Consider the following 21,871-nt stretch of genomic DNA (forward strand, 5'->3'; position numbering starts at 1 on the left):
GCGTCCGGTCGGATTCGAACGCCGATAGCACTCGTAGCGATCTCACTGCCGCGCAGCAGGGCTCAGAGCTCTCGGATGTTCATCACGGTCGATCGAATCGTTACGGGCGCGACGTCGGCGACCTCGGCCGCGTCGGCCTGCGTGATCGTCGGCCACTCCTCGCGTTCGCCGGCGGCCGCGTAGAGACACGCCGCAGCGACCCCGCTGGGGTTGCGACCGCCGATCAGTCCCGCTTCCAGCAGGGTCGCGACGTATTCGCGCGCCCGTTTCTCGACGGCGGTCTCGAGGCCGAGTTTCGAGGCGTATCGCGGGAGGTACTGCGTCGGATCGATCGGGCCCGTCGGGAGGCCGAGTTCGCGGTTGATCGCGTCGTAGGCGGCGGTGAGTTCGTCGTCGTCCGCGCGGGCGACGCTGGTGATTTCGTCGATCGTCCGAGCGATCGAGCGGGTTCGACAGGTGGCGTAGATCGCGGCGGCGGCGAAGCCCTCGAGCGAGCGCCCCTGGAGCAGGTCTTCGGACTGGGCCGACTCGAAGAGGGCGCACGCCTGTTCCCTGACCGATTCGGGCAGCGAGAGCAGGGCGTTGACGCGTCGAATCTCGGCGAAGCCGTAGACCTGATTGCGTTCGGCTTTCGACGAGATCCGCGAGCGATTGTGCTCGCGGCGCAGGCGCGCGATCTGACGCCGCTTCCGTCCGGTTAGTCGGGAACCGTAGCTGTTCGATCCGGAGCCGTAGCCGATTTCCGTCGAGAGTCCGCGGTCGTGGCGTGATCGGGTTAACGGCGCCCCTGTGCGGCGACGATCGGTGTCATCGTCGTCGAACGAGCGCCACTCCGGGCCGCGATCGATGGCGTCCTCGCCGGAAACGAGTCCGCACTCCTCACAGATCGTCTCGGTACCGTTCGTCCGTAATCTGCCGTCGCATTCGGGGCAGGCCGCTGCTGTGTCGATTTTCTCCATTAGTAATCGCCTTTGCTCTATACGTATTGATTATCGTGATAGTATTTAAAATATAGTATTATAGATTAGAATTTAAACGACTTCCGGACCGCTCGTCCGAACGGTCGCGTGGACGATGAGACGACCTCGATAGTGCGTCGAACCGACCTCCCGGAAGAACAGTCGATCTGCCGAGCCGCTGCCGCGGCGTCGGTCGAGTGCGGCCCGTTCGCGAACTCAGCTCTGCAGGTGCTCGAGCACGCCCTGCGTATCGGCCGGGACGGGCTCGGGCTCGCTCCCGGCAGCGGCGGCGGCGTCGGGATCTTTGAGCAGGTGACCCGTCGTCAGGCAGGCGACGCGCTCGTCGCTGTCGACGATCCCCTCCGCGCGGAGCTTTCGGAGGCCGGCGACGGAGGCGGCGGAGGCGGGTTCGACGCCGATCCCCTCGCCCGCCAGATCGCGCTGGGCCTCGGTGATCTCCTCGTCGGAGACGGCGACGGCGGTGCCGCCGGTCTCGCGGATACCGGGCAGGGCCTTCGGCGCGTTGACGGGGTTCCCGATCCGGATCGCCGTGGCACGCGTTTCGACGTCCTCCCACCGCCGGACCTCGTCGGCACCGTTCTCGATGGCCTCGACCATCGGCGCCGCGCCCTCGGCCTGGACGCCGGTCAGTTTCGGCACGTCGTCTTCCGCGAGTTCGCCAGCCTGCACCAGTTCGCGGAACGCCTTGTAGAGCGCCGACGTGTTACCGGCGTTGCCGACCGGGAGGACGATCCGGTCCGGAACGGTGTCGTAGTCCGCGAGGAACCCCTCGAGGATCTCGAGGCCGATCGTCTTCTGACCCTCCAGTCGGAAGGGGTTCAGCGAGTTCAGTAGGTAGGCTTCGCCCTGTCCCGCGAGTTCTTGGACGATGTCCAGACAGGCGTCGAAGTTGCCGTCGACCTCGAGAATGCGCGCGCCGTGGAGGCTGGCCTGCGCGATCTTGCCGGCGGCAACCTTGCCCGCGGGGAGGAGCACGAGCGCCTCCATCCCGCCGCGGGAGCCGTAGGCGGCCAGGGCGGCGCTCGTATTGCCCGTCGAGGCGCAGGCCAGGCGGCCGACGCCGAGTTCTTCGGCGACCCTGACGCCGACGGTCATCCCGCGATCCTTGAACGATCCCGTCGGGTTCATCCCCTCGTGTTTGATTCGGAGCGTCTCGACGCCGACCGACTCCTCGAGGCGGGGGACCTCGTACAGCGGCGTCGCGCCCTCCTGAATCGAGACGCCCGACTCGAAGGGCAGGGCGTCGGCGTAGCGCCAGACGCCCTCCCCCTCGAAGTCGTCGAACGTCGGCAACTCGGCGTAGCGGGCCTCGAGCAGGCCGTCGCAGTCGTCACAGGTGTAGCGGACGTCGTCGAAGGGGGCGAACGTCTCGCCGCACTCGATACACTCGAGCCAGACGCCGTCGTCGGCGTCGTCGGGCGTTGCCGGCTGATCGGCGGAGAGGCTGAGACTCATTGTCGGTCGAGAGGGGAGCGGAGGAGAAAAAGGACGTGGGTTCGACGCCCGTCGATCGCGGTCAGCGGCGAAGCGACGGCTACTCACGTTCCGATTCGCTCCGCCTCGCACGGAAAAATCCCACGCGGACCCGCGTGGTCGCCGAATCCGCGCGTTCGGTGCCGATACCCCCACCCCCGTACTCGCTCACGTCAGGTGTACTGCGATGAGGACCGCCGGCCCCAACAGCATGAGCAACGCGGCGAGCAGCAGTCTGAACGACATTTTGCCGAGACCGGCTATTCGGCCTCCACATATAATTTCGACAGTTCGTTTACATTCGCGGAGTATATATAGGTTATCAATACAGTATTTACTTCGATAATGTAGGATTACGGGTCGGAACGGACGGGATGGTCGTTGATCTCCGGCTACGATCGCTCACTCGAGCAGCCAGCTCAGTAGCGCCTTCTGGGCGTGGAGCCGGTTCTACAGCCACCTTTTTCCGTTCGGGTTCGTTCGCTCCACGGCGCTACGCGCCGCGTACCGCTCACTCACCGCTCACGCAAAAAATCTGGACCAAAAAACCCCGAACGCTCACGGTGTTCGCGTTCGGTCGCTCACTCGAGCAGCCAGCTCAACAGCGCCTTCTGGGCGTGGAGCCGATTCTCCGCCTGATCGAAGACGACCGAGCGCTCGCTCTCGACGACGTCGTCGGTGATCTCCTCGCCGCGGTGGGCGGGCAGACAGTGCATGACCGACGCCTCGGGGGCGTGCTCGAGGAGTTCCGAACCGATCTGAAAGCCCTCGAAGTCGTCCATCCGGACGTCGCGCTCGTCCTCCTGGCCCATGCTGATCCAGACGTCCGTGTAGATGACGTCGGCGTCCGCGGCGGCCTCGACGGGGTCGTGCGTGGTCGTCGGATCGCCGCCGAGGTCGCGGGCGCGCTCGAGGACCTCGTCGTTGAGCCCGTACCCGTCGGGCGTCGCCACGGTGAGATCGATGTCGGTCAGCGCACAGCCGAGCGCGAACGACTGGGCGACGTTGTTGCCGTCGCCGATCCAGGCGACGGAGACGTCCTCGAAGCCGCCCTCCTGCTCGCGGATCGTCAGCAGATCCGCCAGCGTCTGGCAGGGGTGGGCGTCGTCGGTGAGTCCGTTGACCACCGGCACCGAGGAGTACTCGGCGAACACCTCGATGTTCTCGTGTTTGAAGACGCGGGCCATCACCGCGTCGACGTACCGCGAGAGGGTCCGCGAGGTGTCCTTCAGCGGCTCCCCGCGACCCAGCTGGATGTCGTCCTCGCCGAGGAAGACGGCGTGGCCGCCCAGCTCGGTCATCCCCGTCTCGAAGGAGACCCGCGTGCGAGTGCTGGGCTTCTGGAAGATCATCCCCAGCGTCTGCCCCTCGAGGTCCTCGTGGTCTTCGCCGGCGTGCTGGGCGCGTTTGTACGCGTCCGCGCGCTCGAGGATGGCGTCCAGTTCGGCCGGGGTGACGTCGTCGATGTCGAGGAAGTGGCGGAGTTCGTCGGTCACGCCTCCTCACCTCCGGAGAGCGTCGTCGCGACGCGCTCTAAGACCTCGACGGACCGGTCGTACTCGGACAGCGAGAGGCGCTCGTCGGGCGCGTGGTCGAGTTCCGAGTTGCCGGGACCGTAGGTAACCATCTGACAGTCCCAGGCGCCGGCGTACAGGTTCATGTCGCTGGTTCCGGTCTTCCGGAGCAGTCGCGGATCGCCCCCTTCCTTTCGGATCGCTACGCGAAACGCACGAGCGACCTCGGTTCGGGGGCTCTCCATCACCGGCGGAATCGGCTCGTCCCAGGAGACGGTGCCGATCTCGAGTTCGGCTTCCGCGGTCTCGCGGACCGACTCGGCGTCCAACGACGGGGGAATCCGCAACTGGACGTCCAGCGTCGCCTCGACGGAGAGGCCGTCCTCGCTGATTCCGCCGTCCATATCGACGGGCTTGGCGGTCACGCGCTCGAAGACGGCCTGGTACTCGTCGTTCTCGAAGGCGTCCTCGACGCCGGTCCACCAGCCGGTGGCGTGTTGGATCGCGTTGGGTTCCGGGCGCGAGGTGTGGCCGGATTCGCTCGTCGCGACGTACGTTCCAGCCAGAAAGCCGCGGTAGCCGAGCGTGATCCCCGTCGCACCGCTCGGTTCGCCGTTGACGACCGCGTCGGGCTCCTCGCGCTCGGCGACGAGGTGTCGCGCGCCGCGAGAGCTGGTCTCCTCGCCGACGACGCCGACGAAGGAGACGCCGGTGCGGACGGCGGCGACGGCCATCGCGGCCAGCGGACCGGTGGCGTCGACGCTGCCGCGACCCCGGAGCACGTCCTCGCCGATCTCCTCGGCGACGTCGGCCTCGACGTCGTCCTCGTCGGCCGACTGCACTTCGACCGGAATCTCGCCGGGGACGGTGTCGATGTGCGAGGTCAGCAGCACCGAGTCGTCCGCGGGCGCGCGGACGTTGCCGACCTCGTCGATCCACGCCTCGCGGTCGTGGAGTTCGAAGAAGGCCACGAGCCGCTCGGCGGCCTTCCGCTCCTCACCGGTCGGCGACGGGATCGAGACGAGGTCGATCAACAACTGTCGCGCTTCGTCGAGCGAGACGTCGGCCGGTTCGGACATGCTCGCGCTCATGATTCGGCCTCGGCTTCGGGTGCGATGACCGCGGTCAGCGCGTCCACGAGCCGATCCGCGTCCGCCTCCTCGATCACGAGCGGCGGCAGCAGGCGCAGGACGGTCCGGCCCGCGGGCAGCGCCAGCACCTGGTGGTTCATCGCCAGATCGCGGGCGACGCGGTTCGCGCCGCGTTTCAACTCGAGGCCGACGAGCAGCCCCTCGCCGCGGACCTCGCGGATCTCGTCGCCCAGCGCGGACTCGAGTTCCGACGTGAGGTAGTCGCCCATCTCGGCGGCGTGTGCGGGCCACTCTTCTTCGACCAGCGTCGAGACGGTCGCGTGGACCGCCGCGGCGACCACGGGGCCGCCGCTGAACGTAGCGTTGTGCGAGGCCGCGCCGTCGGCGATCCAGTCTCGCACCGCGACCGCGCCGACGGGCAGGCCGTTGCCCAGTCCCTTCGCCGTCGTGAGGATATCGGGCGTGACGCCCGCGTTCTGGCAGGCCCACATCGAACCCGTCCGGCCCATGCCGGTCTGGACCTCGTCGAGGACGAGCGCCGCGCCGGCCTCGTCGGTGAGCTCGCGGGCGGTCTCGAGGTAGCCCGCGGGCGGGACGTTGATCCCGCCTTCGCCCTGAATCGGCTCGAGGATCACGGCCGCCGTCTCGTCGTCGACGGCGTCGGCCAGTTCCTCGCCGTCGCCGTAGGGGACGAACTCGACGTCGCCGGCCAGCGGCTCGTAGGGCTCCTTGTACTTGTCCTTCCAGGTCGCCGCGAGCGCCCCCATCGTCCGGCCGTGGAACGAGCGGGTCGCGGCGACGATCTTCGATTCGCCGGTCGCCGACCGGGCGAACTTCAAGGCGGCCTCGTTGGCCTCGGTTCCGGAGTTACAGAACCAAGCGGACTCGAGGCCGTCGGGCGCCGCCGCGACGAACGCGGCGTAGGCGTCCTCGCGCGACTGGACGGGGTAGGACGAGTCGACGAACGTCAGGTCGCCGACCTGTTCCTGCACGGCCTCGACGACTGCGGGATGCGAGTGACCCAGCGGCGTGCACGCAAAACTCGCGCCGGCATCTATGTACTCCGTGCCGTCGGCGGTGTAGAGGTGGGGTCCCTCGCCGCGCTCGATGCCGATGGGCTTGCTGCCGGAGACGAAATCGAGATCGCTCATTCTGCGGCCTCCTGTGCGGTTTCTTCGTCCGTTTCGTCCGCGAGCACGCCGGGCTCGAGCGTCGTGCCCTCGCCCGCGAGCGCGCTCGTGATCGGCTCGTCGGCGTTGGCGGTCGCGACGGTAACCGACGCGGCGCCGCCCTCGAGCGCTTCTTCGGCGGCCATGACCTTCTTCGTCATGAACCCTTCCGCGGCGTCCTTGACGTTCTCGAACTCCGCGGGCGTCGACGCCGAGTCGATCTTGGTGGACTCGTCGTCGGGGTCCTCGTAGATCCCCGAGACGTCAGTGAGGACGACGAGGTCGGCCTCGAGAACGCCGGCGATCGCGGCCGCGGCGCGGTCGGCGTCGGCGTTGACCGCGGTGTACCCGCCCGACTTCTCCTTGCCCAGCATGGGGACGGAGACGACGGGCGTGTAGCCGCCCGCGAGGGTCGTCTCGAGCAAATCCGCGTTCACGGACTCGATCTTGCCCGAGTGGTCGCCGCGCTTGATCTTCTTCTTGCCGTCCTCCTTGACGCGGACGGCCGATTTGCGCTTGCCCTCGAGCAGTTTGCCGTCCGTGCCCGAGAGACCCACCGCGTTCACGCCCTCGTTGTGCAGGCTCTCCACCAGATCGGTGTTGAGCTTGCCGGGCATCACCATCTTGAAGACGTCCATCGTCTCCTCGTCGGTGAACCGCCCGACGACGCCGCCGGGCGTTTCGACGTAGGTGGGTTCCTGGCCGAGCTCCTCGAGGGTCTCGTCGACAGCCGTCGAGCCGCCGTGCGTGAGCACGACATCCTCGCCGTCCTCGACGAGCGAGGCGACGTCGGCGAGCGCGCCCTCGGGGTCGACAGCGCGTGCGCCGCCGATCTTGACGACCACGGTCACTCCGGACACCTCCGTTCCCTGCTCACGGTCGCAGGGGCTCCCGTGAACACCGTCATCTCAGGGCGCCCCCACGGGGTGCAGCCCCGTAAATTCGAGTCCGGCCGTCTCCTCGAGACCGAGCGCGATGTTCGCGGCGTGGACGGCCTGCCCCGCGGACCCCTTCATCATGTTGTCGATCGCCGAGAAGACGACGACGCGCTTGTTCGAGGGGTCGAGTTCGAAGCCGACCTCGGCGAGGTTCGTCCCGGCGACGGCCTTCGGTTCGGGGTAGCGGTAGACGCCGGAGCCGCCGGCGGCCATGCGGACGAACGGCTCGTCCTCGTAACAGTCGCGGTAGGCCTGCCAGAGGTCGCCCTTCGAGACGGGGCCCGACGGGAAGACGTGGTTCGTCGCGCTGGCACCGCGGATCATGTCCACGGCGTGGCAGGTGAAGGCGACCGAGGTGTCGAGGAACTGCTCGATCTCGGCCTCGTGGCGGTGGCCCGTCGGCGCGTACGGGCGCACGACGCCCGAGCGCTCGGGGTGGCTCGAGGCCTCGCCGCCGCCGGCGCCGCCCTCCGACGACCCCACTTTCACGTCGACGACCACCTGCTCGCCGCCCTCCAGGATGTCGTGCTCGAACAGCGGGTATAGACCGAGAATGGTCGCGGTGGCGTTACAGCCGCCGCCGGCGATCAGGCCCGCGCCTTTGAGGTTCTCGCGGTTGATCTCGGGCAGCGCGTACTCGGCCTGCTCGAGGTACTCGGGCGCGTCGTGGCCGTCGTACCACTCGTCGTACTGTTGTTCGCTCTCGAGGCGGAAGTCCGCCGAGAGATCGACGACCGTATCCGCGATCTCGAAAAAGTCGTCGATCCGGCCCATGGAGACGCCGTGGGGCGTCGCCGCGAACAGGACGTCGACCGACTCGAGGTCCTCGGGCTCGGTAAAGCGCAGGTCCGACCCGCGAAGCGGCGGGTGGACGGAGCCGACGCTCTTGCCCGCCTTCGAGCGGCTGGTGACTTCCGTGAGCTCGAAGTTCGGGTGGCCCGCGAGCAGGCGCAGCAGTTCGCCACCTGTGAAGCCGGAGCCGCCGATGACGGTCGCGGTGACGGTCTCGGCGTTCGCGTCGGCGCCGGTCTCGGTGCCGACCGCCATCAGGCGCTCACCTCGAGTTCCGCTTCGGTCGCGGCCTCGGCTTTCGACTCGAGCCAGTCGACGACGGTGCCGGCGACGTCGGTGTCGACGGCGCCGTCGAGGGCTTTGAACTCGACCGTGTGGTTGACCTCGTGGACGGTGTACCCGTCTTCAGTTTCCATCAGGTCGATCCCGAGCAGGCCGCCGCCGACGGCGTCGCTGGCTTTCTGCACCAGCTCTTTCGCTTCCTCGTCGGGCTCGAAGACGTCCGTCTCGGCGCCCTTCGCGGCGTTGGTGATCCAGTGGTCCGACGAGCGGACCATGCCGGCGATGGGCTCGCCGTCGGTCGCGAGCACGCGGATGTCGCGGCCGGGCTTCTCGACGAACTCCTGGACGTAGAACACCTTGTGCTCGTAGTGGCCGAGCGTCGCCTTGTGCTCGAGGATGGCCTCCGCGGCGTCCCTCGAGTCGATTTTGGCCATCAGGCGGCCCCACGACCCGACGACGGGTTTGAGGACGCACGGGTAGCCGAAGGCCTCGATGGCCTCCATCGCGGACTCCTTGGTGAACGCGACCTTCGTCGCGGGCGTGGGTACGCCCGCCTTCTCGAGCGCGAGGCTGTTCTTCACCTTATCGGCGCAGATGTCCGCGGTCTCGTGGCTGTTGACCACGGGGATGCCGTACGCCTCGAAGAACTGCGTGGCGTACAGGCTCCGACTCGTGGCGAGACAGCGGTCGACGACGATATCGAGGTCCCGAAACTCCTCGGGCGCCTCGCTGATGTCGAACGTCTGCTTGCGGACGTCGATCTTCTCGATCTCGTGATCGCGCTCGCGTAGCTCGTTGAGCAGGAGCTTCTCGTCCTTACGAATCCGGGAGTAGAGTATTCCTACTTGCAAGGTCACTCACCCCAGTCCTCTTCGAGCTCCGGGGCTCGCTCGAGGACTGGCGGCTCGGTGTCGACGACTTCAAGCTCTGCTCCACAGGTCGTACAGTCAACGATCTCTCCAACTTCCAGATCGTCGTGCAGGGACACCTCAGCCCCACACTCGACGCATTCGGTCATTGTACCTGCTACTGAGGGCCGATTACCCTTAAAGGCTTCGAACTTAACAGCACGTTTACACTACTCAGACTGCCCGCTAAGAGGATGAAAAGGCGAATACGCGGCAAATTTTGACTGACATATCATGTAGTCGGTGTATTGTCCCCTCGCGGGGACGGTGGCGAGACCGTCGGTCTCGCCCGCCCGTAGGTTCGTTCCTCACCTACGGACGGCGCCAGCGGTCGCGGTAGCGCGAGTGGGAAGCCGGTCTCAGACATAGCCGTTCACCTCCTCCCGGAGCGCCTCGTGTGCCGTCTCGAGCGCGTCGTTCGTCGCTTCGAGCGTGGTCTCGTCGGTCTCGAGTGCGTCGCGAGCAGCCTCGAGTTGGCTGGCAACCGCGTCGGGGGCGGGTCCGCCCTGCGAGTCGCGGCTCGCGACGCTCTCGACGGGATCGAGCGCGTCTTCGACGGCTCCGGGGTCGACGACCGACTCGAGGGGTTCGCCCAGTACCTCCCTGGCAGCAGCATCGATCGCGTCGTAATCCGCTCCGTTTTCCGCGGCGATTGCGACCAGTTCGTGAGCCGTGCGGAACGGCAGTCCGTTCGCGGCCAGCAGGTCGGCGACGCCGGTCGCCGTCGAGAACCCCTCGCCGGCTTCCGCGGCGAGGATCTCCTCGTTCCAGTCGGCCGTCGCCACCGCACCGGCGGCGACCTCGCTGGCGTCCGTCACGGCGTCGACGGTCTCCCAAGCGTGGGTCGTCGCCCGCTGGAGGTCGATGTTATAGGCACGTGGCAAGCCCTTGAGCGTCGTCGTCAAGCCCTGGACCGCACCCGCCGCGTCGCCCGCGACCGCGCGAACCAACTCGAGCGTGTCGGGGTTCTTCTTCTGGGGCATGATCGACGACGTCGAGGAGTAGTCGTCCGAGATTTCGACGAAGCCCCGGTTCGCGAAGATGATCAGATCCTCCGCGAGCCCCGACAGCGTCGTCGCGTGCGTTGACAGCGCCTGGGTCGTCTCGAGCAGGAAGTCCCGGCTCGAGGAGGCGTCCATGGAGTTCTCGACGACAACGGCGGAGCGCTGCTCCGCCGAGCTCCCCCTCGCGCTGCTCGCGGGAACTCCCTCGAAACCGAGCAGTTCCGCCGTCCGTTCGCGATCGATGTCGAACGTCGTCCCCGCGAAGGCGGCCCCGCCGAGCGGTGACTCGTTGATACGACCGTAGGCCTCGAGCAGGCGTTTCGTATCGCGGCGCACCGCGCCCTCGTAGGAGAGCGCCCAGTGGGCGACGGTGGTCGGCTGGGCGGGCTGGAGGTGCGTGTAGCCGGGCATGATCGTCTCCGCGTGAGCCTCGGCCACGTCGACCAGCGACTCGCGCAGCGCCAGCGTCGTCTCGATCGCCTCGAGGACGTCCTCGCGAAGGCGATACCGGATGCAGGCCGCGACCTCGTCGTTGCGCGAGCGCGCGGTGTGCATCTTGCCGCCCTCCTCGCCGATGCGCTCGATGACGGCCGTTTCGATCGCCTCGTGGACGTCCTCGCCGTCGGGCAGGGAGCCGTGGCCGTCGACCTCGATAGCGTCCAGCGCCGTGAGAATCTGCCCGGCCACGTCGTCCTCGATGATCCCCTGCTCGGCGAGCATCACCGTATGCGCCCGGTCGACCTCGAGGTCGGCCTCGAAGATGCGTTCGTCCGCTGCGAGCGAGGAGAGGAAGCTCCGGGCGGGGCCGCCGCTGAACCGGTCTCGGCGGACGACACCCTCTCCGTCAGGGTCGGTTCCGCCGTCGGTGGCGGCCTCCGACTCGAACGCGGGCCCGTCGTGAGCGCTCTCCTCGGTCATCGTTATTCCTCGTCTTCCTCTACGTCGGAGCTATGCTCCGACGAGGGTCCGCTCGCTTCGCTCGCGTCACCGCCGCTGCCGTCGGTCGCGAGTTCGACTTCCTCGTCGTCGGCGTTGGCCGCGATCGCCTCGTTGGCGAGGCGGCGCTGGAAGCCGTGGTACTTCGCGACGCCGGTGGCGTCTTCCTGTTTGATCTTGCCGACCGTCTCCGTGTCGAAGGAGGCGTGCTCGGCCGAGTAGGCCGCGAACTTGCTGTCACGGGCGACCGGGCGGGCCTGGCCGCCCTCGAAGCGGATCGTGACCGTGCCGGTCACGCGCTGCTGGGTCTCGTCGATGAATCCCTCGAGTGCACTCACGAGCGGCGCGTCGATCAGGCCCTCGTAGCCCTTCTTCGACCACTTCTGGTCGATCAGCTGCTTGAACTCGCGTTCCTCCTGGGTCAGGACGAGGCTCTCGAGCGCCTCGTGGGCGTTGAGCAGCGTCGTCGCCGCGGGGTGCTCGTAGTTCTCGCGGACCTTCAGCCCGAGCATGCGGTCTTCCATCGAGTCGGTGCGGCCGACGCCGTAGGCCCCGGCCACGCCGTTGAGATGCTCGATGAGCTCGACGGGCTCGTACTCGACGCCGTCGACGGCGACGGGGTACCCCTCCTCGAACTCGATCTCGATCTCCTGGGTCTCGCCGGTCGGCGCCTGCGTCCAGGCGTAGATCTCCTCCGGCGGGACGTAGTTGGGATCCTCGAGGTCGTCGCCCTCGACGGAGCGACTCCAGAGGTTGGTGTCGATCGACCAGTCGCCGCCGCTGCCGCCCTCGACGGGGAGGTCGCGCTCGGCGGCGTACTCCTGTTCCCACTCGCGCGTGAGTCCGAGTTCGCGCACGGGGGCGATGACCTCGAGGTCGGAGTCGCGCCAGACGGCCTCGAACCGGAGCTGGTCGTTGCCCTTGCCGGTACAGCCGTGGGCGATGCCGGTACAGTCCTGTTCTTCGGCGACCTCGAGGATCGCCGTCGCGATCACGGGGCGGGCCAGCGCGGTGCCGAGCGGGTAGCCCTGGTAGGTCGCGTTCGCGCGAACGCCCTCGAGACAGAGGTCGGCGAACTCGTCTTTCGCGTCGACGACGTAGTGCTCGAGGCCGAGCGCCTCGGCGGTCTCTTCGGCTTCCTCGAACTCGGACGCCGGCTGACCGACGTCGACCGTGACGCCGATCACGTCGTCGTATCCGTACTCTTCCTCGAGCAGCGGGACGCAGACAGTCGTGTCCAGGCCGCCCGAGAACGCAAGTGCGACGCGTGTCATATCGTATCCGAGGAAAGCGTCAGGAGGGCCTTAAGCTCATTGGTTTTAATACCGTAAATTAACGATAGAGCGACTGCTAACTGGGAATTCTGCGTTTGCTGGAACGTTGGAACGAACCTGGTCGATGGGTGGGAGATAGTAGTCGGGCTCAGAGGCCCGGCCGTCGCCGTCGCGGTCGCCGCGGAGAAACAGCCCCGTCGGTAGCGGCAGCGCCGCCCGTGGTGCCGACGGAGTGACTCATTAGTGGTCCTATCGCAGTCCTCCGCCTTAAATCCTGCTGAACCGCAAATATTTCGGGTGTCGGTCACCCGCGAACGGCGCTCGAGGGGACTGTCGGCGCAGTGTCGTCACAACGCCGGCGCGGCGCTCGTCTCCCGCCGGCGACGAGACCGCGAGCGTCGTCGACGAGACCGCGAGCGTCAGCAACGGTGATCGCGAACCGCTACCGACGGAACCGACGGCTACACCTCGGTTTCGTCCTCCTCCGGCAGGGCGAGCACGTTCTCCCGGCCGATTCGGAAGACATCGATCTCGCCGTCCTCGCGCAACCCGCTGACGACCTGGCTCGTCTTGGCCTCTGTCCAGTCCAGTTCCGAGACGACCTCCTGCTGTTTGATCCGCCCGCCCCGGTCCTCGAGCAGGCGGAGGACGCGTTCCTCGTTGCTGAGCAGTTCCCGGGGCGGCGCGCTCGAGTCGGTCGCGGGAGTCGGCCCGGTCGCCACGGCGTCGCCGGCCGGTGCGTCGGTCGTCGCGTCGTCGCCGTGGACGCGTCTGAGCCACCAGCCGACGGCGCCGGCGGACGCGAGGAGCACGACGGCGGCCGGGACGACCAGCCACAGCGGTGACGACCCCCCGTCCGATTCGACGTCGGACTCGGGCGAGGACGAGGCCGATTCGTTGCTCTCCTCGATCATGAGAACCATCGGCGGATCCGACGAGAACGGATCGCCGTCGCTGAGCCAGTAGACCGACTGCTCGTCCCCGCCTTCCGGCTCCGGCGTGGCTTCGTCGATTTCGTACCCCTCCGGCGCGTTGATCTGCAACGACGTGTCGCTGGGGAACGTAAAGCCCAGCAGCGAGTTCTCGACTTGGATCTGATTCAACTGCACGTAGGCGAACTTCGTCCAGTCGAAGGTGACGCGAACGTGTCCGAGCTCTCGGGGGGCAGAGCTCGTGTCGGTGGCGACGGAGACGTTCTCGATCGTCATCTCCCGTTCCGTCTGGTTGTTCCCCTCGGCGAGTTCCTCGTTCCACCGGCGCTCCTCGCTGGCGGCGTAGGTGCCCGGATTCGATTCGACGTCCTCGCGGAGCGATTCCCACTCGCCGCCGGAGACGTTCTCGAACCGATAGTCGACGACGAACCTCGCGGAGCCGTTCTCCTGAACGTAGACGTCGATGTGGATCTCGTCGGCGTCGCTCAACTGTTCGCCCGCGGGGTCCTCCTGCAGCATCGCTCCGTCGGCACTGACGGCGCCGACCGCGCCGACAGGACCCAGCGAGAGCACGGCGAGCACGCAACCGATACCCACGAGCACCCGGACCAGGGCCCACAGCCCCTTGGTATCCATTACAGTGAAATGCCGTATCCGACCAAATATGTCTTTCCGACGCGCAAAGCGGTGAATTTTTGGGACAGTCACGAGTAGACGAAGGTATGATCGATCGCCGCGCCGAACTCGAGGTCGAGACGCTCCTGAAGATCGTCCTCGCACTGATCGCCGTCTTGCTCATCCTGCAGATCGTACAGGCAGTGATCGGTAGCATCGCGAGTCTGCTCGGGCCGTTCTTCTTCGTCGTTCAGGTGGCGATCGCCGCGCTGATCGTCCTCTGGCTCCTCGAGAAGATCTGAATCGACCGATCGGACCAGCACACTGATACGGGAACGCGCCCAAGCCCGACCGAAGTGTACAGCGTCAACGTTCCGGTTCCCGGCCGCGTTCGGACCGTCGCCAACGAGCTCTATCCCGATCTCGTGGGCTTCGACCGCGTCCGCGAGGACCACTCGTGTCTGCTCAAACGGCTCGGCGAGGCCGACCACGTCGCCCAACTGCAACACCGCGCCCACCGCGCGCTCGAGGGGACCCCCGCCGTCGAAGCCGAGATTACGGGCATCGACTACTTCGAAGCGCCGCCGCTGGGGTCGGCACCGGTCGTCTATCTGGCCGTCGAGAGTCCCGGTCTCGAGCGAATTCACGTCGACCTCACCGACGCCTTCGAGACCGTCGCGGGACTCGAGGGGAGCGACTACGTCCCCCACGTCACGCTGGCCCGCGGCGGCGACGTCGCGACCGCGAAGCGACTGGCCGACCGCGAGATCGAGCCGATCCGGTGGACGGTCAGCGAACTCGAGTTCTGGGACGGCACCGACAAGCTGTCGGTCAGTCGCGTCTCGCTGCCCGCCTGACTCGAGTCGGAAATCGAACCGTGAGTCGTCCGGTAGCTATTACCCCGCGGTCTCGCTATCTCGTAGCCATGTACCGTCGCGCGGTTCTCGCGAGTTCGACAACGATACTGCTCGCGGGTTGTAGTGAACTCACGAGCATGAAGGACGATGGCTACGTCGACGAGACGCTGCAGGACGAGCAGACGGGCGAGTTCAGCGCCGAGGCCGGCGAAGAGCTGACCGTCTCGATCGAGAACGTGGACGTGGCCGAGGCGGACGACGAGCAGGTTCAGTCCGACGCGATCAGTTTCCGACTCGATCACGCCGACGACGGACCGATACTGACGCGGTCGGTCTCGGAACCGGAGACGCTCGACGTAACCATCGAAAAGAGCGGCACGCACCTCGTGATCGTCACTAACGGCGCCGCCGACGTGACGATCGAACCGAGCGAGTAATCATTCGGAGCCCCTCCCAGACAGTTCAGTACGGATAGCGGCGTGACTGCTGTGGTCGCGACGAGAAAACGGTACGTCAGCGGACGAACTGCGTACCCCTGCGGATATCTGCTATCACTACGCGTTCGCTTCGTCCCTGCTCGCATCGGGTGTGGAAAGTGGGAGATCTACCTCGATCGTCTCGTACCAGACGGTCGGTCTCTTTCGTTGCCCGTCCCGTTCGAGTTCGATCAAGTGCAGTTCCGCGAGTTCTTCGAGGTTCGTGTGGACCTGTCGGACGTCCCGATCGACGAGCCGTGCGGTCTCTCGAATGCTTTCGGGTTCGTGCTGGGCGATCGTCCGAAGCAATTCGAGGTTCTTCGGGCGCGTAACGCGGTGAATATCGTCGGGATCGTCGAAAACGACCTCGAAGTGTGGTGCGGGCGTCTCGCCCCGATCGAGTGCTCGAAGGGCGTCTCTGAGTCCGTCCTCGTCACCGCGCTGAAAGCGGACGTACATCGTTCGCTCGCCGTCGGTCGGGTTACCAGTGTTCTCCATGATTTCGAACCTCCGCTTTGAATCGGTCGAAGAGCGCTTCGATTCCCTCGACCTCGACGTCTTGGACCGTTTCGTCTGCCAGATGCTTGTGGTGGGGAGCAGCGTCCGGGTGGTCCGGAAAGTTGTCGTATCGGACGATCGTCTCTCCGTCCGTCGTCCCGTACTGCATCGAGTACTTCAACCCGTCGGGATACCGATCGGACTCCGGAACAGCCCACGCTCGAACCTCGGCATACGTCTCGCCGAAGTCCTTCGTGACGCTGATCAGTGGGGCGGCTTCCTCGTCGTTCCCACCCATCGACCGTTGTTATCACCTCCAACAGAATAACTGTTGTGGGTAGGGACAACAGCCGGCGGATCGTCGCAACTGCCAGGGTACAACGTGACTGGACTCGAGTCTACGGCGCCGGCGCCTCGCCGTCGTAGGCGTCGTGGTCGCCGTAGAAGTTGAGCATCGCGAACTTCAGCTTCTCGGGGGCGAGATCGATCAGTTCCTCGCGCTCTTCGTGGGGGAAGGTGCCGTTGACGCTGTAGCGGCCGAGATCCGACTTCGCGGAGCGCGAGTAGCGACTGTCGAGCAGCGCGCGGACGCCGACGTCCTCGGGAGAGCGGAGCACGCGGCCCAGCGCCTGTCTGGTCTTCCGAACGGTGGGAATCTCGACCGCGTAGCGCCAGCCCGTCTCGGTCCCCTCGAAGGCCGCGTCGTAGGCCTCCTGGACCGCCTCGGCGCGGTCGTCCAGGTGGGGGTAGGGGACGCCGACGACCAGCACCGTGTGGGCGTCGTCGCCGTCGAAACTGACGCCTTCCGCCAGCGTGCCCCAGAGGGAGGTACAGAGCACGGCGCCGTCGGCCGCGACGAACTCCTGGCGAATCTCCTCGACGGACGTTCCCGGTTCGTCCAGATAGACCGTCTTCTCGATGAGCCCCTCGAGTCGGTCGGCGTACCGCCCGGCCTCGCCGTAGTTGGGGAAGAAGGCGAGCGTGTTCCCCGGCGTCATCCGGACGGCGTCGCGTATGGTGTCGGTGACCCGTTCTTGCACCGCGGGGTCGTCGCGATCCGACGCGAACAGCGGCGGCGTCTCCACGGCGTAGGTGCGGCGCTTCTCCTCGGGGAACTGGAGCCCGTAGGCCATCGTGACGGGGTCCTCGAGCCCCAGCACGTTCTCGGTGACCTCGAAGGGCTGGAGCGTCGCGCTCATCAGCACCGTCGCGTACACCTCCTCGAACAGTCGGCCCGTCACCTGTCGCGGGAGACAGGAGTACAGTTCCGCGCGGCCGTAGATTTCGTCCGTGCCGGCGTCGCGGGTCACGGTGACGACCGGGTACAGCCCCTCCGCGGAGCCCTCGTTCATCCAGGCGCTGACGAACGCCGCGGCCTGCAGGGTCTGACACTCCGTGCGCGTCGCGGTCTCGCCCTCCCGATACGCTTCCTCGTACTGCTCGTCTAGCTCCTGGCCGAGTTTCATCGCGGCCTCGAGGTCGTCCTCGATCCCCCGCCCGGAGTAGCGCTGGAGAAACTCGAGCGTGAGGTCGTCCTTCCGGCCCTCGTTGGCGATGGAGACGTCCTCCCAGTTCTCGCCGATGCGCTCGCGCTCGCCGAAGCCGAAGGAGTCCTCGTAGGTCTCGACCAGCGCGCGGTGGAACGCCGAGAGCACGTTCGCGGCGTCCTCCGAGCGGGGGTCGTCGGTGTCGGCCAATTCGTCTAGCGCAGAGTCGAACGTCCGCTCGGAACAGGTTCGCGTCGCGTGCTCGCGGGCGGCGTCCTCGACGTTGTGGGCCTCGTCGAAGACGGCGATCACGTCCTCCGGGTCGCGGCCGAGCCAGCGGAAGAACTGCTCTCGAATGGTGGAGTCGAGCAGGTGGTGGTAGTTGCAGACGACCAGATCGACCCCCTCGATCCCCTCCTTCAGGAGTTCGTAGCCGCAGAATTGCTGATTCTCGGCGTGCTCGTAGATCTCGTCGGGGGTGCGGACGTCCTCGAAGAGCCACGCGAAGAAGTCGTCCGTGTCTTCGGTCAGGTTGTTCCGGTAGTAGTCGCAAACGTTCTGCTCCTCGAGATCGTCCAGTCGCTCCTCGATAGACTCGAGTTCGTCCATCACCGCCGAGCGGGCGTCGGCCGCGCCGCCGTCGCCCTCCTGGCTCTCGGCGAGGAGTTCGCGCTGGCGGCGCTCGAGTTGCCGTTTGTCGCGTTCGGCGTCGACGACGGCGCGGGTGTTGTCCCGCAGGGCCTGACACTCCTCGTAGCCGACGTCGATGTGGCACATCGACGACTTTCCTTTGAACACGATCGCGCGAATGTCCTCTTCGCGGGTGATCGCGCGGGCTTCGGCGACGAACTGGCGCATCTGCTGGTGGACGTTGGTCGTGATGACGACCGTCTTGTCGTGCTCGCGGGCCACGTCGAGGGCCGGCACGAGCGACGAGAGGGTCTTGCCGGTCCCGCAGGCCCCCTCGAAGAGGACGTTCTGTCCCCGGTGGAGGGAGTTGTGGATGCGGTCCATCGCCTCGCGCTGGTTCTCGTACGGCTGGTCGTACGGGAAAAAGCGCATGTACCCGGCAGTCTCGGACACGCTAGACGATCAGTTCCCGATACGATAAAAGCGTTCGTCTCGATTCGCCGTCGACTCCGCGTCGCCACCTGTTCTGTCACCGGAACGGGCGCCGGACCGGACGAGGGGGGTCGGCCGTCGGCGGCTTCTCACGAGTAGCCGCCCCGACCCGCCGCCCCGCCTCGGTCATCACCGGCCGGCTATCGCGCGGTACAGCGACAACCGTGTCGCGTCCCTCGCCTCAACCATGGCCATCCCCGGGTACGATTCGAGCAACGTCGCGGAGTACACACTCGAGCACGTCGGCGCCCGCGTCGCCGTCGTCGCGGGCGTCGTCCCCGACGCGTTCGGCCTCGCGAAGAGCGGGGACGACCCGCCGGTCGACGCCCTCGGCGACCCCGTCGAACTGACGGCCGTCGAGGAACTGAAGGCCGTCGAGGCCGTCGAGATTACGCTCGTCTACGACCCCGGGAAGCTCCCGCCGGGCGCGAGTCCGACCGACGTGGCCGTCGCCGTGGAGACGGACGACGGATGGGAGCCGCTCGAGTCGACGGTCGATCTCGAGGAGACGACGGTGACGGCACTCCTGAACGACCGGCCGCCGGGGCCGACGGTGGTGGCGGGGTACGACGACCGTTCCGGCGAGGCGACCGATTAACGGGTCGCATCCTGTACTTCCGGCTCGATGTAGATCCGCTGGAGTTGGTCGTCGTGCTCCGTCAACGCGCGCTCGAGTTCCGTGATGCGCTCGTTGATCTCCTCGGCGTCGAGAACCGGATCGAACGCGATGTCGGCCGTGAGGAGCAGTTCCTCGGCACCGAAGTAGACGGTTCGGAGGTCGACGAGTTCGGTGACGCCCTCCCAGTCGGCGATGATCCGTCTGAGTTCGTCCTCGTCTTCCTTCGCGAGACTCTCGCCGAGGATGAGTCGCTTGTTCTCCACGGCGAGCGCGACGGCGAACCCCATGAGCATGATCCCGATGACGAGGGCGGAGCCGGCGTCGTAGACGGGATTTCCGGTGGTTCGGGTGAGGTAGACGCCGAAGAGGGCGATTCCGGCGCCCGCCAGCGCGATGGTGTCCTCGGTGAGCGCGGTCAGGGTCGTCACGTCGCTAGTCTTGCTGAACGCCTCGCGGAGGCTCGTCCAGCCGTGGTCGTCCATCTGGCGGCTGATTCCCTGATAGGCCTTCCAGAGCGCGTAGGACTCGAAGGCGATCGCCCCGAGCAACACCGCGTAGTTGACGTAGACCGGATCGAACGTCGCCCCGAGCAGCGTGACGTCCTCGCTGGCGCGGTGGACGCCGCCCTCTCTCAACGCGCTCACGCCGTGACGGGCGCTCTCCCAGCCGGCGATGCCGAACAGCATGACGCTGACGAGGAGGCTGTAGAAGAACTGCGCCTTCCCGTGGCCGAACGGGTGGCTCCGGGTGGCCTCCTGGGCGCCGTACTTGATCCCGACGAGCAGGAATACCTGGTTGCCCGTATCCGAGACCGAGTGGTACGTCTCCGACAGCATCGCGGGACTACCCGTGAGCAGATATCCACCGAACTTCATGATCGCGATCGCGCCGTTCGCGAACAGTGCGGCGAGGACGACGGAGGTGCTACTGGCCATCACCGGGGACTACGGAGGGTCGATCCTAAAATGTAAGGCGCTCTAGAGCCGGTTTCTTCCGTCTCGAGCGATCTGGACGACTCTCGAACGATCCGGACGCCGGCGCGACCGCATCCGAAAGGGACCTGTCACCGACGGTCGAAGGGCGGCCATGATCGCCATCTTCTCGGACACGCACAGCAGCGACGGCCACGAACTCGAGGGCGAGGCCCTGACCGCGGCCCGCGAGGCCGACGTCGTGATTCACGCCGGCGATTTCACGAGCGAGGCGGCCCTCGAGGCCTTCCAAGCCGAGTGCGGCCCGCTCTACGCCGTCCACGGCAACGCCGATAGCGCCGCCGTCCGGGAGCGCCTGCCGACGGCCCGCGTCGTCGAGGCCGGCGGCCTCCGGTTCGCCGTCACCCACCGCCGGGACGGCGGCGAGACGGGGCTGGCGATGTTCGGCCGCTCGCGGGACGCCGACGTCGTCGTCTTCGGCCACAGCCACCGGCCAACGGCCGTCGAGACCGAGGACGTTCTCCTGTTGAACCCCGGGAGCCACGCCGACCCGCGTGGAAACCGGCCGGGCTTCGCCGTGCTCGAGGCGCGCGCGGACGACGCGGGCGGCGGACTCGAGGGCGAGATTCGCGATCCGGACGGAACGCTCCTCGAGACGTTCGAACTCCCTGGGGCAGGAGCGGACGCGTAGCGATTTCCCGTCGTCGTGTTGAACTTTATACGGGAACGGGAACGAACGCAGCCGTATGAACGATCCCGATTGGAAACTGGATCGGCGCGAGGGGGTGACGTTCGTCTCGGCGATCGTCACGAACACGCAAACGACGCCGCAACGGACCCGCCTCGAGAGCCGACTCGAGGGGCCGACGTGGCCGCCGCGACGCGACGGGGCCACGCGCCCCGAGTGGAAGGACCACTGCTGGGAGGGGACCGTCGAACCGGGGCGCAGTCGAGGGATCGGCTTCGCCAGCCCCGCGCCGCCGGTGGAGCCGCCGGTCGAAATCGTCGCGGCGGAGCGTGCGACCGACGAGCCGACCCGATCGACCGACGACGTGATCGCCGGGTTGGACGGGTGGGCGCCACCAACCGACGTCCTCACGCGAGGGCCATGATCGTCGCCGTCAGCGGCGGCAAGGGCGGCGTCGGCAAATCGACCGTCTCGGTAAACCTCGGGCGAGAACTCGACGCCGTCGTCGTCGACGCGGATCTGGCGACTGCGGACCTCCCGCGCGGAATCGGGCCGGACCTCCACGACGTCCTCGCGAACCGTGCCGATCCGCTCGAGGCCGTCGAATCGATCGGCCCGGTCAGGTTCCTTCCCTGCGGCCGGACCCTCGCCGGCGCCCGCGCAGCGGATCTGGACCGATTTCCGCGGGTCGTCGAGCGACTCGAACGGGAGGCGGGCCGCGTCGTGATCGACTGTCCGGCGGGGCTGGCGCGTGACGTCGGCGTGCAACTCGAGACCGCCGACGTCGCGGTCCTGGTCACCGTCCCCTCCGAGGCGGCGATCGTCGACGCGCTCCGGACCCGACAGGTCGCGCTCGATCTCGAGACGCCGATCGCGTCGATCGTCCTCAATCGGGCGACGGTCGACGAGACTGACGTCCTCGCGAACCGCGTCGAACGGACGTTCGGCGCACCGACGGCGGTGATTGAGGAGTTGCCGACCGTTGACGATGCGATGGAACGGGGGCGTCCGGTCCGAGATGTTCACCCCGAGTGTCCGGCGATCGATGCGTTCGACGCCGTCGCAGAGTCGGTCGACCGCTACGCGACGCGACTCGCCGACGGACCCACCGTTCTCTGACTGAACGACGCCCGCGAGATCGGCGACCGCCGCCTGCGTGACGTCGACGCCGTGATCGGAGGCCACCCGAATGCGACAGGCGGCTGCGACACCGCTCGGATTCTTTCCGCCGACGCGACCGCTCTCCAGCAACCACGTCGCATACTCTCACGTCCGACTCTCGAT

23 protein-coding genes are annotated in these 21,871 nt (G+C 67.1%); 7 read left to right on the top strand and 16 right to left on the bottom strand.

What is annotated here, in order from left to right:
* Positions 1 to 62: 62 nt before the first annotated feature.
* The 12 genes from J0X25_RS26970 to J0X25_RS27025 all read right to left on the bottom strand — a co-directional run bounded on the left by J0X25_RS26970 (position 63) and on the right by J0X25_RS27025 (position 13,929).
* On the bottom strand, positions 63 to 959 hold the full coding sequence (locus J0X25_RS26970) for a transcription initiation factor IIB (protein WP_207290624.1): 897 nt from the start codon (positions 957 to 959) through the stop codon (positions 63 to 65).
* A 216-nt stretch (positions 960 to 1,175) separates the two neighbouring features.
* A complete protein-coding gene (gene thrC / locus J0X25_RS26975; protein WP_207290625.1) occupies positions 1,176 to 2,435 on the bottom strand; it encodes a threonine synthase in 1,260 nt (419 codons plus the stop codon).
* Positions 2,436 to 3,034: 599 nt separating this feature from the next.
* The gene (gene argF, locus J0X25_RS26980) at positions 3,035 to 3,949 is read right to left on the bottom strand and encodes an ornithine carbamoyltransferase (RefSeq protein WP_207290626.1); all 915 of its coding nucleotides are present in this window, start codon (positions 3,947 to 3,949) and stop codon (positions 3,035 to 3,037) included.
* The gene (locus tag J0X25_RS26985; RefSeq protein ID WP_207290627.1) at positions 3,946 to 5,058 is read right to left on the bottom strand and encodes a [LysW]-lysine hydrolase; all 1,113 of its coding nucleotides are present in this window, start codon (positions 5,056 to 5,058) and stop codon (positions 3,946 to 3,948) included. The genes argF and J0X25_RS26985 overlap by 4 nt, the downstream gene beginning before the upstream one ends.
* Positions 5,055 to 6,209 carry an aspartate aminotransferase family protein gene (locus tag J0X25_RS26990; RefSeq protein ID WP_207290628.1) on the bottom strand — a complete coding sequence of 385 codons (1,155 nt, stop codon included), beginning with the start codon at positions 6,207 to 6,209 and terminating at the stop codon, positions 5,055 to 5,057. Before J0X25_RS26990 ends, J0X25_RS26985 begins: the two co-directional genes overlap by 4 nt.
* Entirely contained in the window at positions 6,206 to 7,078 is an 873-nt protein-coding gene (locus tag J0X25_RS26995) for an acetylglutamate/acetylaminoadipate kinase (protein WP_207290629.1), read from the bottom strand. Before J0X25_RS26995 ends, J0X25_RS26990 begins: the two co-directional genes overlap by 4 nt.
* 57 nt (positions 7,079 to 7,135) lie before the next feature.
* Entirely contained in the window at positions 7,136 to 8,212 is a 1,077-nt protein-coding gene (argC, locus tag J0X25_RS27000; RefSeq protein ID WP_207290630.1) for an N-acetyl-gamma-glutamyl-phosphate reductase, read from the bottom strand.
* Positions 8,212 to 9,096, bottom strand: a complete 885-nt coding sequence (gene lysX / locus J0X25_RS27005; protein ID WP_207290631.1) for a lysine biosynthesis protein LysX — start codon at positions 9,094 to 9,096, stop codon at positions 8,212 to 8,214. The genes argC and lysX overlap by 1 nt, the downstream gene beginning before the upstream one ends.
* A complete protein-coding gene (lysW, locus tag J0X25_RS27010) occupies positions 9,093 to 9,257 on the bottom strand; it encodes a lysine biosynthesis protein LysW (RefSeq protein WP_005554620.1) in 165 nt (54 codons plus the stop codon). Before lysW ends, lysX begins: the two co-directional genes overlap by 4 nt.
* Positions 9,258 to 9,506: 249 nt before the next feature.
* Positions 9,507 to 11,069 (bottom strand): argininosuccinate lyase, encoded by a 1,563-nt coding sequence (argH, locus tag J0X25_RS27015; RefSeq protein WP_207290632.1) that lies wholly within the window; start codon positions 11,067 to 11,069, stop codon positions 9,507 to 9,509.
* 2 nt (positions 11,070 to 11,071) lie between these two features.
* Positions 11,072 to 12,361, bottom strand: coding sequence for an argininosuccinate synthase (locus J0X25_RS27020; protein WP_207290633.1), 1,290 nt, complete (start codon positions 12,359 to 12,361; stop codon positions 11,072 to 11,074).
* A gap of 461 nt (positions 12,362 to 12,822) precedes the next feature.
* Entirely contained in the window at positions 12,823 to 13,929 is a 1,107-nt protein-coding gene (locus J0X25_RS27025) for a DUF7343 domain-containing protein (RefSeq protein WP_207290634.1), read from the bottom strand.
* Between the two features lie 86 nt (positions 13,930 to 14,015).
* On the opposite strand from J0X25_RS27025, the gene J0X25_RS27030 reads away from it, so the two are divergent.
* The 3 genes from J0X25_RS27030 (at position 14,016) to J0X25_RS27040 (ending at position 15,202) form a co-directional block, all read left to right on the top strand.
* Complete coding sequence (locus J0X25_RS27030; protein WP_207290635.1) at positions 14,016 to 14,210, top strand: DUF7554 family protein; 195 nt, start codon at positions 14,016 to 14,018, stop codon at positions 14,208 to 14,210.
* A gap of 54 nt (positions 14,211 to 14,264) precedes the next feature.
* A complete protein-coding gene (locus J0X25_RS27035) occupies positions 14,265 to 14,765 on the top strand; it encodes a 2'-5' RNA ligase family protein (RefSeq protein WP_207290636.1) in 501 nt (166 codons plus the stop codon).
* 137 nt (positions 14,766 to 14,902) lie between these two features.
* Positions 14,903 to 15,202, top strand: coding sequence for a hypothetical protein (locus J0X25_RS27040; RefSeq protein ID WP_226777001.1), 300 nt, complete (start codon positions 14,903 to 14,905; stop codon positions 15,200 to 15,202).
* Between the two features lie 117 nt (positions 15,203 to 15,319).
* Here J0X25_RS27040 and J0X25_RS27045 read toward each other — a convergent pair whose 3' ends face one another.
* The 3 genes from J0X25_RS27045 to J0X25_RS27055 form a co-directional block, all read right to left on the bottom strand.
* Positions 15,320 to 15,739: an HVO_A0114 family putative DNA-binding protein gene (locus tag J0X25_RS27045; protein ID WP_207290638.1), complete on the bottom strand. Its 420-nt coding sequence runs from the start codon at positions 15,737 to 15,739 to the stop codon at positions 15,320 to 15,322.
* On the bottom strand, positions 15,723 to 16,037 hold the full coding sequence (locus tag J0X25_RS27050; protein ID WP_207290639.1) for a toxin-antitoxin system TumE family protein: 315 nt from the start codon (positions 16,035 to 16,037) through the stop codon (positions 15,723 to 15,725). Before J0X25_RS27050 ends, J0X25_RS27045 begins: the two co-directional genes overlap by 17 nt.
* 100 nt (positions 16,038 to 16,137) lie before the next feature.
* Complete coding sequence (locus tag J0X25_RS27055) at positions 16,138 to 18,309, bottom strand: ATP-dependent DNA helicase (protein ID WP_207290640.1); 2,172 nt, start codon at positions 18,307 to 18,309, stop codon at positions 16,138 to 16,140.
* A gap of 226 nt (positions 18,310 to 18,535) precedes the next feature.
* Between J0X25_RS27055 and J0X25_RS27060 the strand changes: the two genes are divergently transcribed.
* Positions 18,536 to 18,946, top strand: a complete 411-nt coding sequence (locus J0X25_RS27060) for a hypothetical protein (RefSeq protein WP_207290641.1) — start codon at positions 18,536 to 18,538, stop codon at positions 18,944 to 18,946.
* On the opposite strand, the gene J0X25_RS27065 is transcribed toward J0X25_RS27060, so the two are convergent.
* Positions 18,943 to 19,902: a cation diffusion facilitator family transporter gene (locus J0X25_RS27065; RefSeq protein ID WP_207290642.1), complete on the bottom strand. Its 960-nt coding sequence runs from the start codon at positions 19,900 to 19,902 to the stop codon at positions 18,943 to 18,945. The two genes, J0X25_RS27060 and J0X25_RS27065, sit on opposite strands and share 4 nt — an antisense overlap.
* A 151-nt stretch (positions 19,903 to 20,053) precedes the next feature.
* On the opposite strand from J0X25_RS27065, the gene J0X25_RS27070 reads away from it, so the two are divergent.
* The 3 genes from J0X25_RS27070 to J0X25_RS27080 are packed head-to-tail and all read left to right on the top strand — an operon-like array spanning position 20,054 to position 21,706.
* Entirely contained in the window at positions 20,054 to 20,590 is a 537-nt protein-coding gene (locus J0X25_RS27070; protein ID WP_207290643.1) for a metallophosphoesterase, read from the top strand.
* A 55-nt stretch (positions 20,591 to 20,645) separates the two neighbouring features.
* Complete coding sequence (locus J0X25_RS27075; RefSeq protein WP_207290644.1) at positions 20,646 to 21,011, top strand: DUF7857 domain-containing protein; 366 nt, start codon at positions 20,646 to 20,648, stop codon at positions 21,009 to 21,011.
* Positions 21,008 to 21,706 carry a P-loop NTPase gene (locus J0X25_RS27080; RefSeq protein WP_207290645.1) on the top strand — a complete coding sequence of 233 codons (699 nt, stop codon included), beginning with the start codon at positions 21,008 to 21,010 and terminating at the stop codon, positions 21,704 to 21,706. The genes J0X25_RS27075 and J0X25_RS27080 overlap by 4 nt, the downstream gene beginning before the upstream one ends.
* Positions 21,707 to 21,871 lie beyond the last annotated feature (165 nt).

The sequence above is a fragment of the Haloterrigena alkaliphila genome (genome assembly GCF_017352155.2).
Classification (GTDB): Archaea; Halobacteriota; Halobacteria; order Halobacteriales; family Natrialbaceae; genus Haloterrigena; species Haloterrigena alkaliphila.

Bases quoted from the DNA above. Each gene is read 5' to 3' on its own strand.
- J0X25_RS26990 (WP_207290628.1), bottom strand. From the start codon at position 6,209: ATGAGCGATCTCGATTTCGTCTCCGGCAGCAAGCCCATCGGCATCGAG.
- J0X25_RS27040 (WP_226777001.1), top strand. From the start codon at position 14,903: ATGAAGGACGATGGCTACGTCGACGAGACGCTGCAGGACGAGCAGACG.
- argH (WP_207290632.1), bottom strand. From the start codon at position 11,069: ATGACCGAGGAGAGCGCTCACGACGGGCCCGCGTTCGAGTCGGAGGCC.
- argC (WP_207290630.1), bottom strand. From the start codon at position 8,212: ATGGCGGTCGGCACCGAGACCGGCGCCGACGCGAACGCCGAGACCGTC.
- J0X25_RS26985 (WP_207290627.1), bottom strand. From the start codon at position 5,058: ATGAGCGCGAGCATGTCCGAACCGGCCGACGTCTCGCTCGACGAAGCG.
- lysW (WP_005554620.1), bottom strand. From the start codon at position 9,257: ATGACCGAATGCGTCGAGTGTGGGGCTGAGGTGTCCCTGCACGACGAT.
- J0X25_RS27050 (WP_207290639.1), bottom strand. From the start codon at position 16,037: ATGGGTGGGAACGACGAGGAAGCCGCCCCACTGATCAGCGTCACGAAG.
- J0X25_RS27070 (WP_207290643.1), top strand. From the start codon at position 20,054: ATGATCGCCATCTTCTCGGACACGCACAGCAGCGACGGCCACGAACTC.
- J0X25_RS27060 (WP_207290641.1), top strand. From the start codon at position 18,536: ATGGCCATCCCCGGGTACGATTCGAGCAACGTCGCGGAGTACACACTC.
- thrC (WP_207290625.1), bottom strand. From the start codon at position 2,435: ATGAGTCTCAGCCTCTCCGCCGATCAGCCGGCAACGCCCGACGACGCC.
- J0X25_RS26970 (WP_207290624.1), bottom strand. From the start codon at position 959: ATGGAGAAAATCGACACAGCAGCGGCCTGCCCCGAATGCGACGGCAGA.
- J0X25_RS27025 (WP_207290634.1), bottom strand. From the start codon at position 13,929: ATGGATACCAAGGGGCTGTGGGCCCTGGTCCGGGTGCTCGTGGGTATC.
- J0X25_RS27045 (WP_207290638.1), bottom strand. From the start codon at position 15,739: ATGGAGAACACTGGTAACCCGACCGACGGCGAGCGAACGATGTACGTC.
- J0X25_RS27020 (WP_207290633.1), bottom strand. From the start codon at position 12,361: ATGACACGCGTCGCACTTGCGTTCTCGGGCGGCCTGGACACGACTGTC.
- J0X25_RS27075 (WP_207290644.1), top strand. From the start codon at position 20,646: ATGAACGATCCCGATTGGAAACTGGATCGGCGCGAGGGGGTGACGTTC.
- J0X25_RS27080 (WP_207290645.1), top strand. From the start codon at position 21,008: ATGATCGTCGCCGTCAGCGGCGGCAAGGGCGGCGTCGGCAAATCGACC.
- J0X25_RS27030 (WP_207290635.1), top strand. From the start codon at position 14,016: ATGATCGATCGCCGCGCCGAACTCGAGGTCGAGACGCTCCTGAAGATC.
- J0X25_RS27065 (WP_207290642.1), bottom strand. From the start codon at position 19,902: ATGGCCAGTAGCACCTCCGTCGTCCTCGCCGCACTGTTCGCGAACGGC.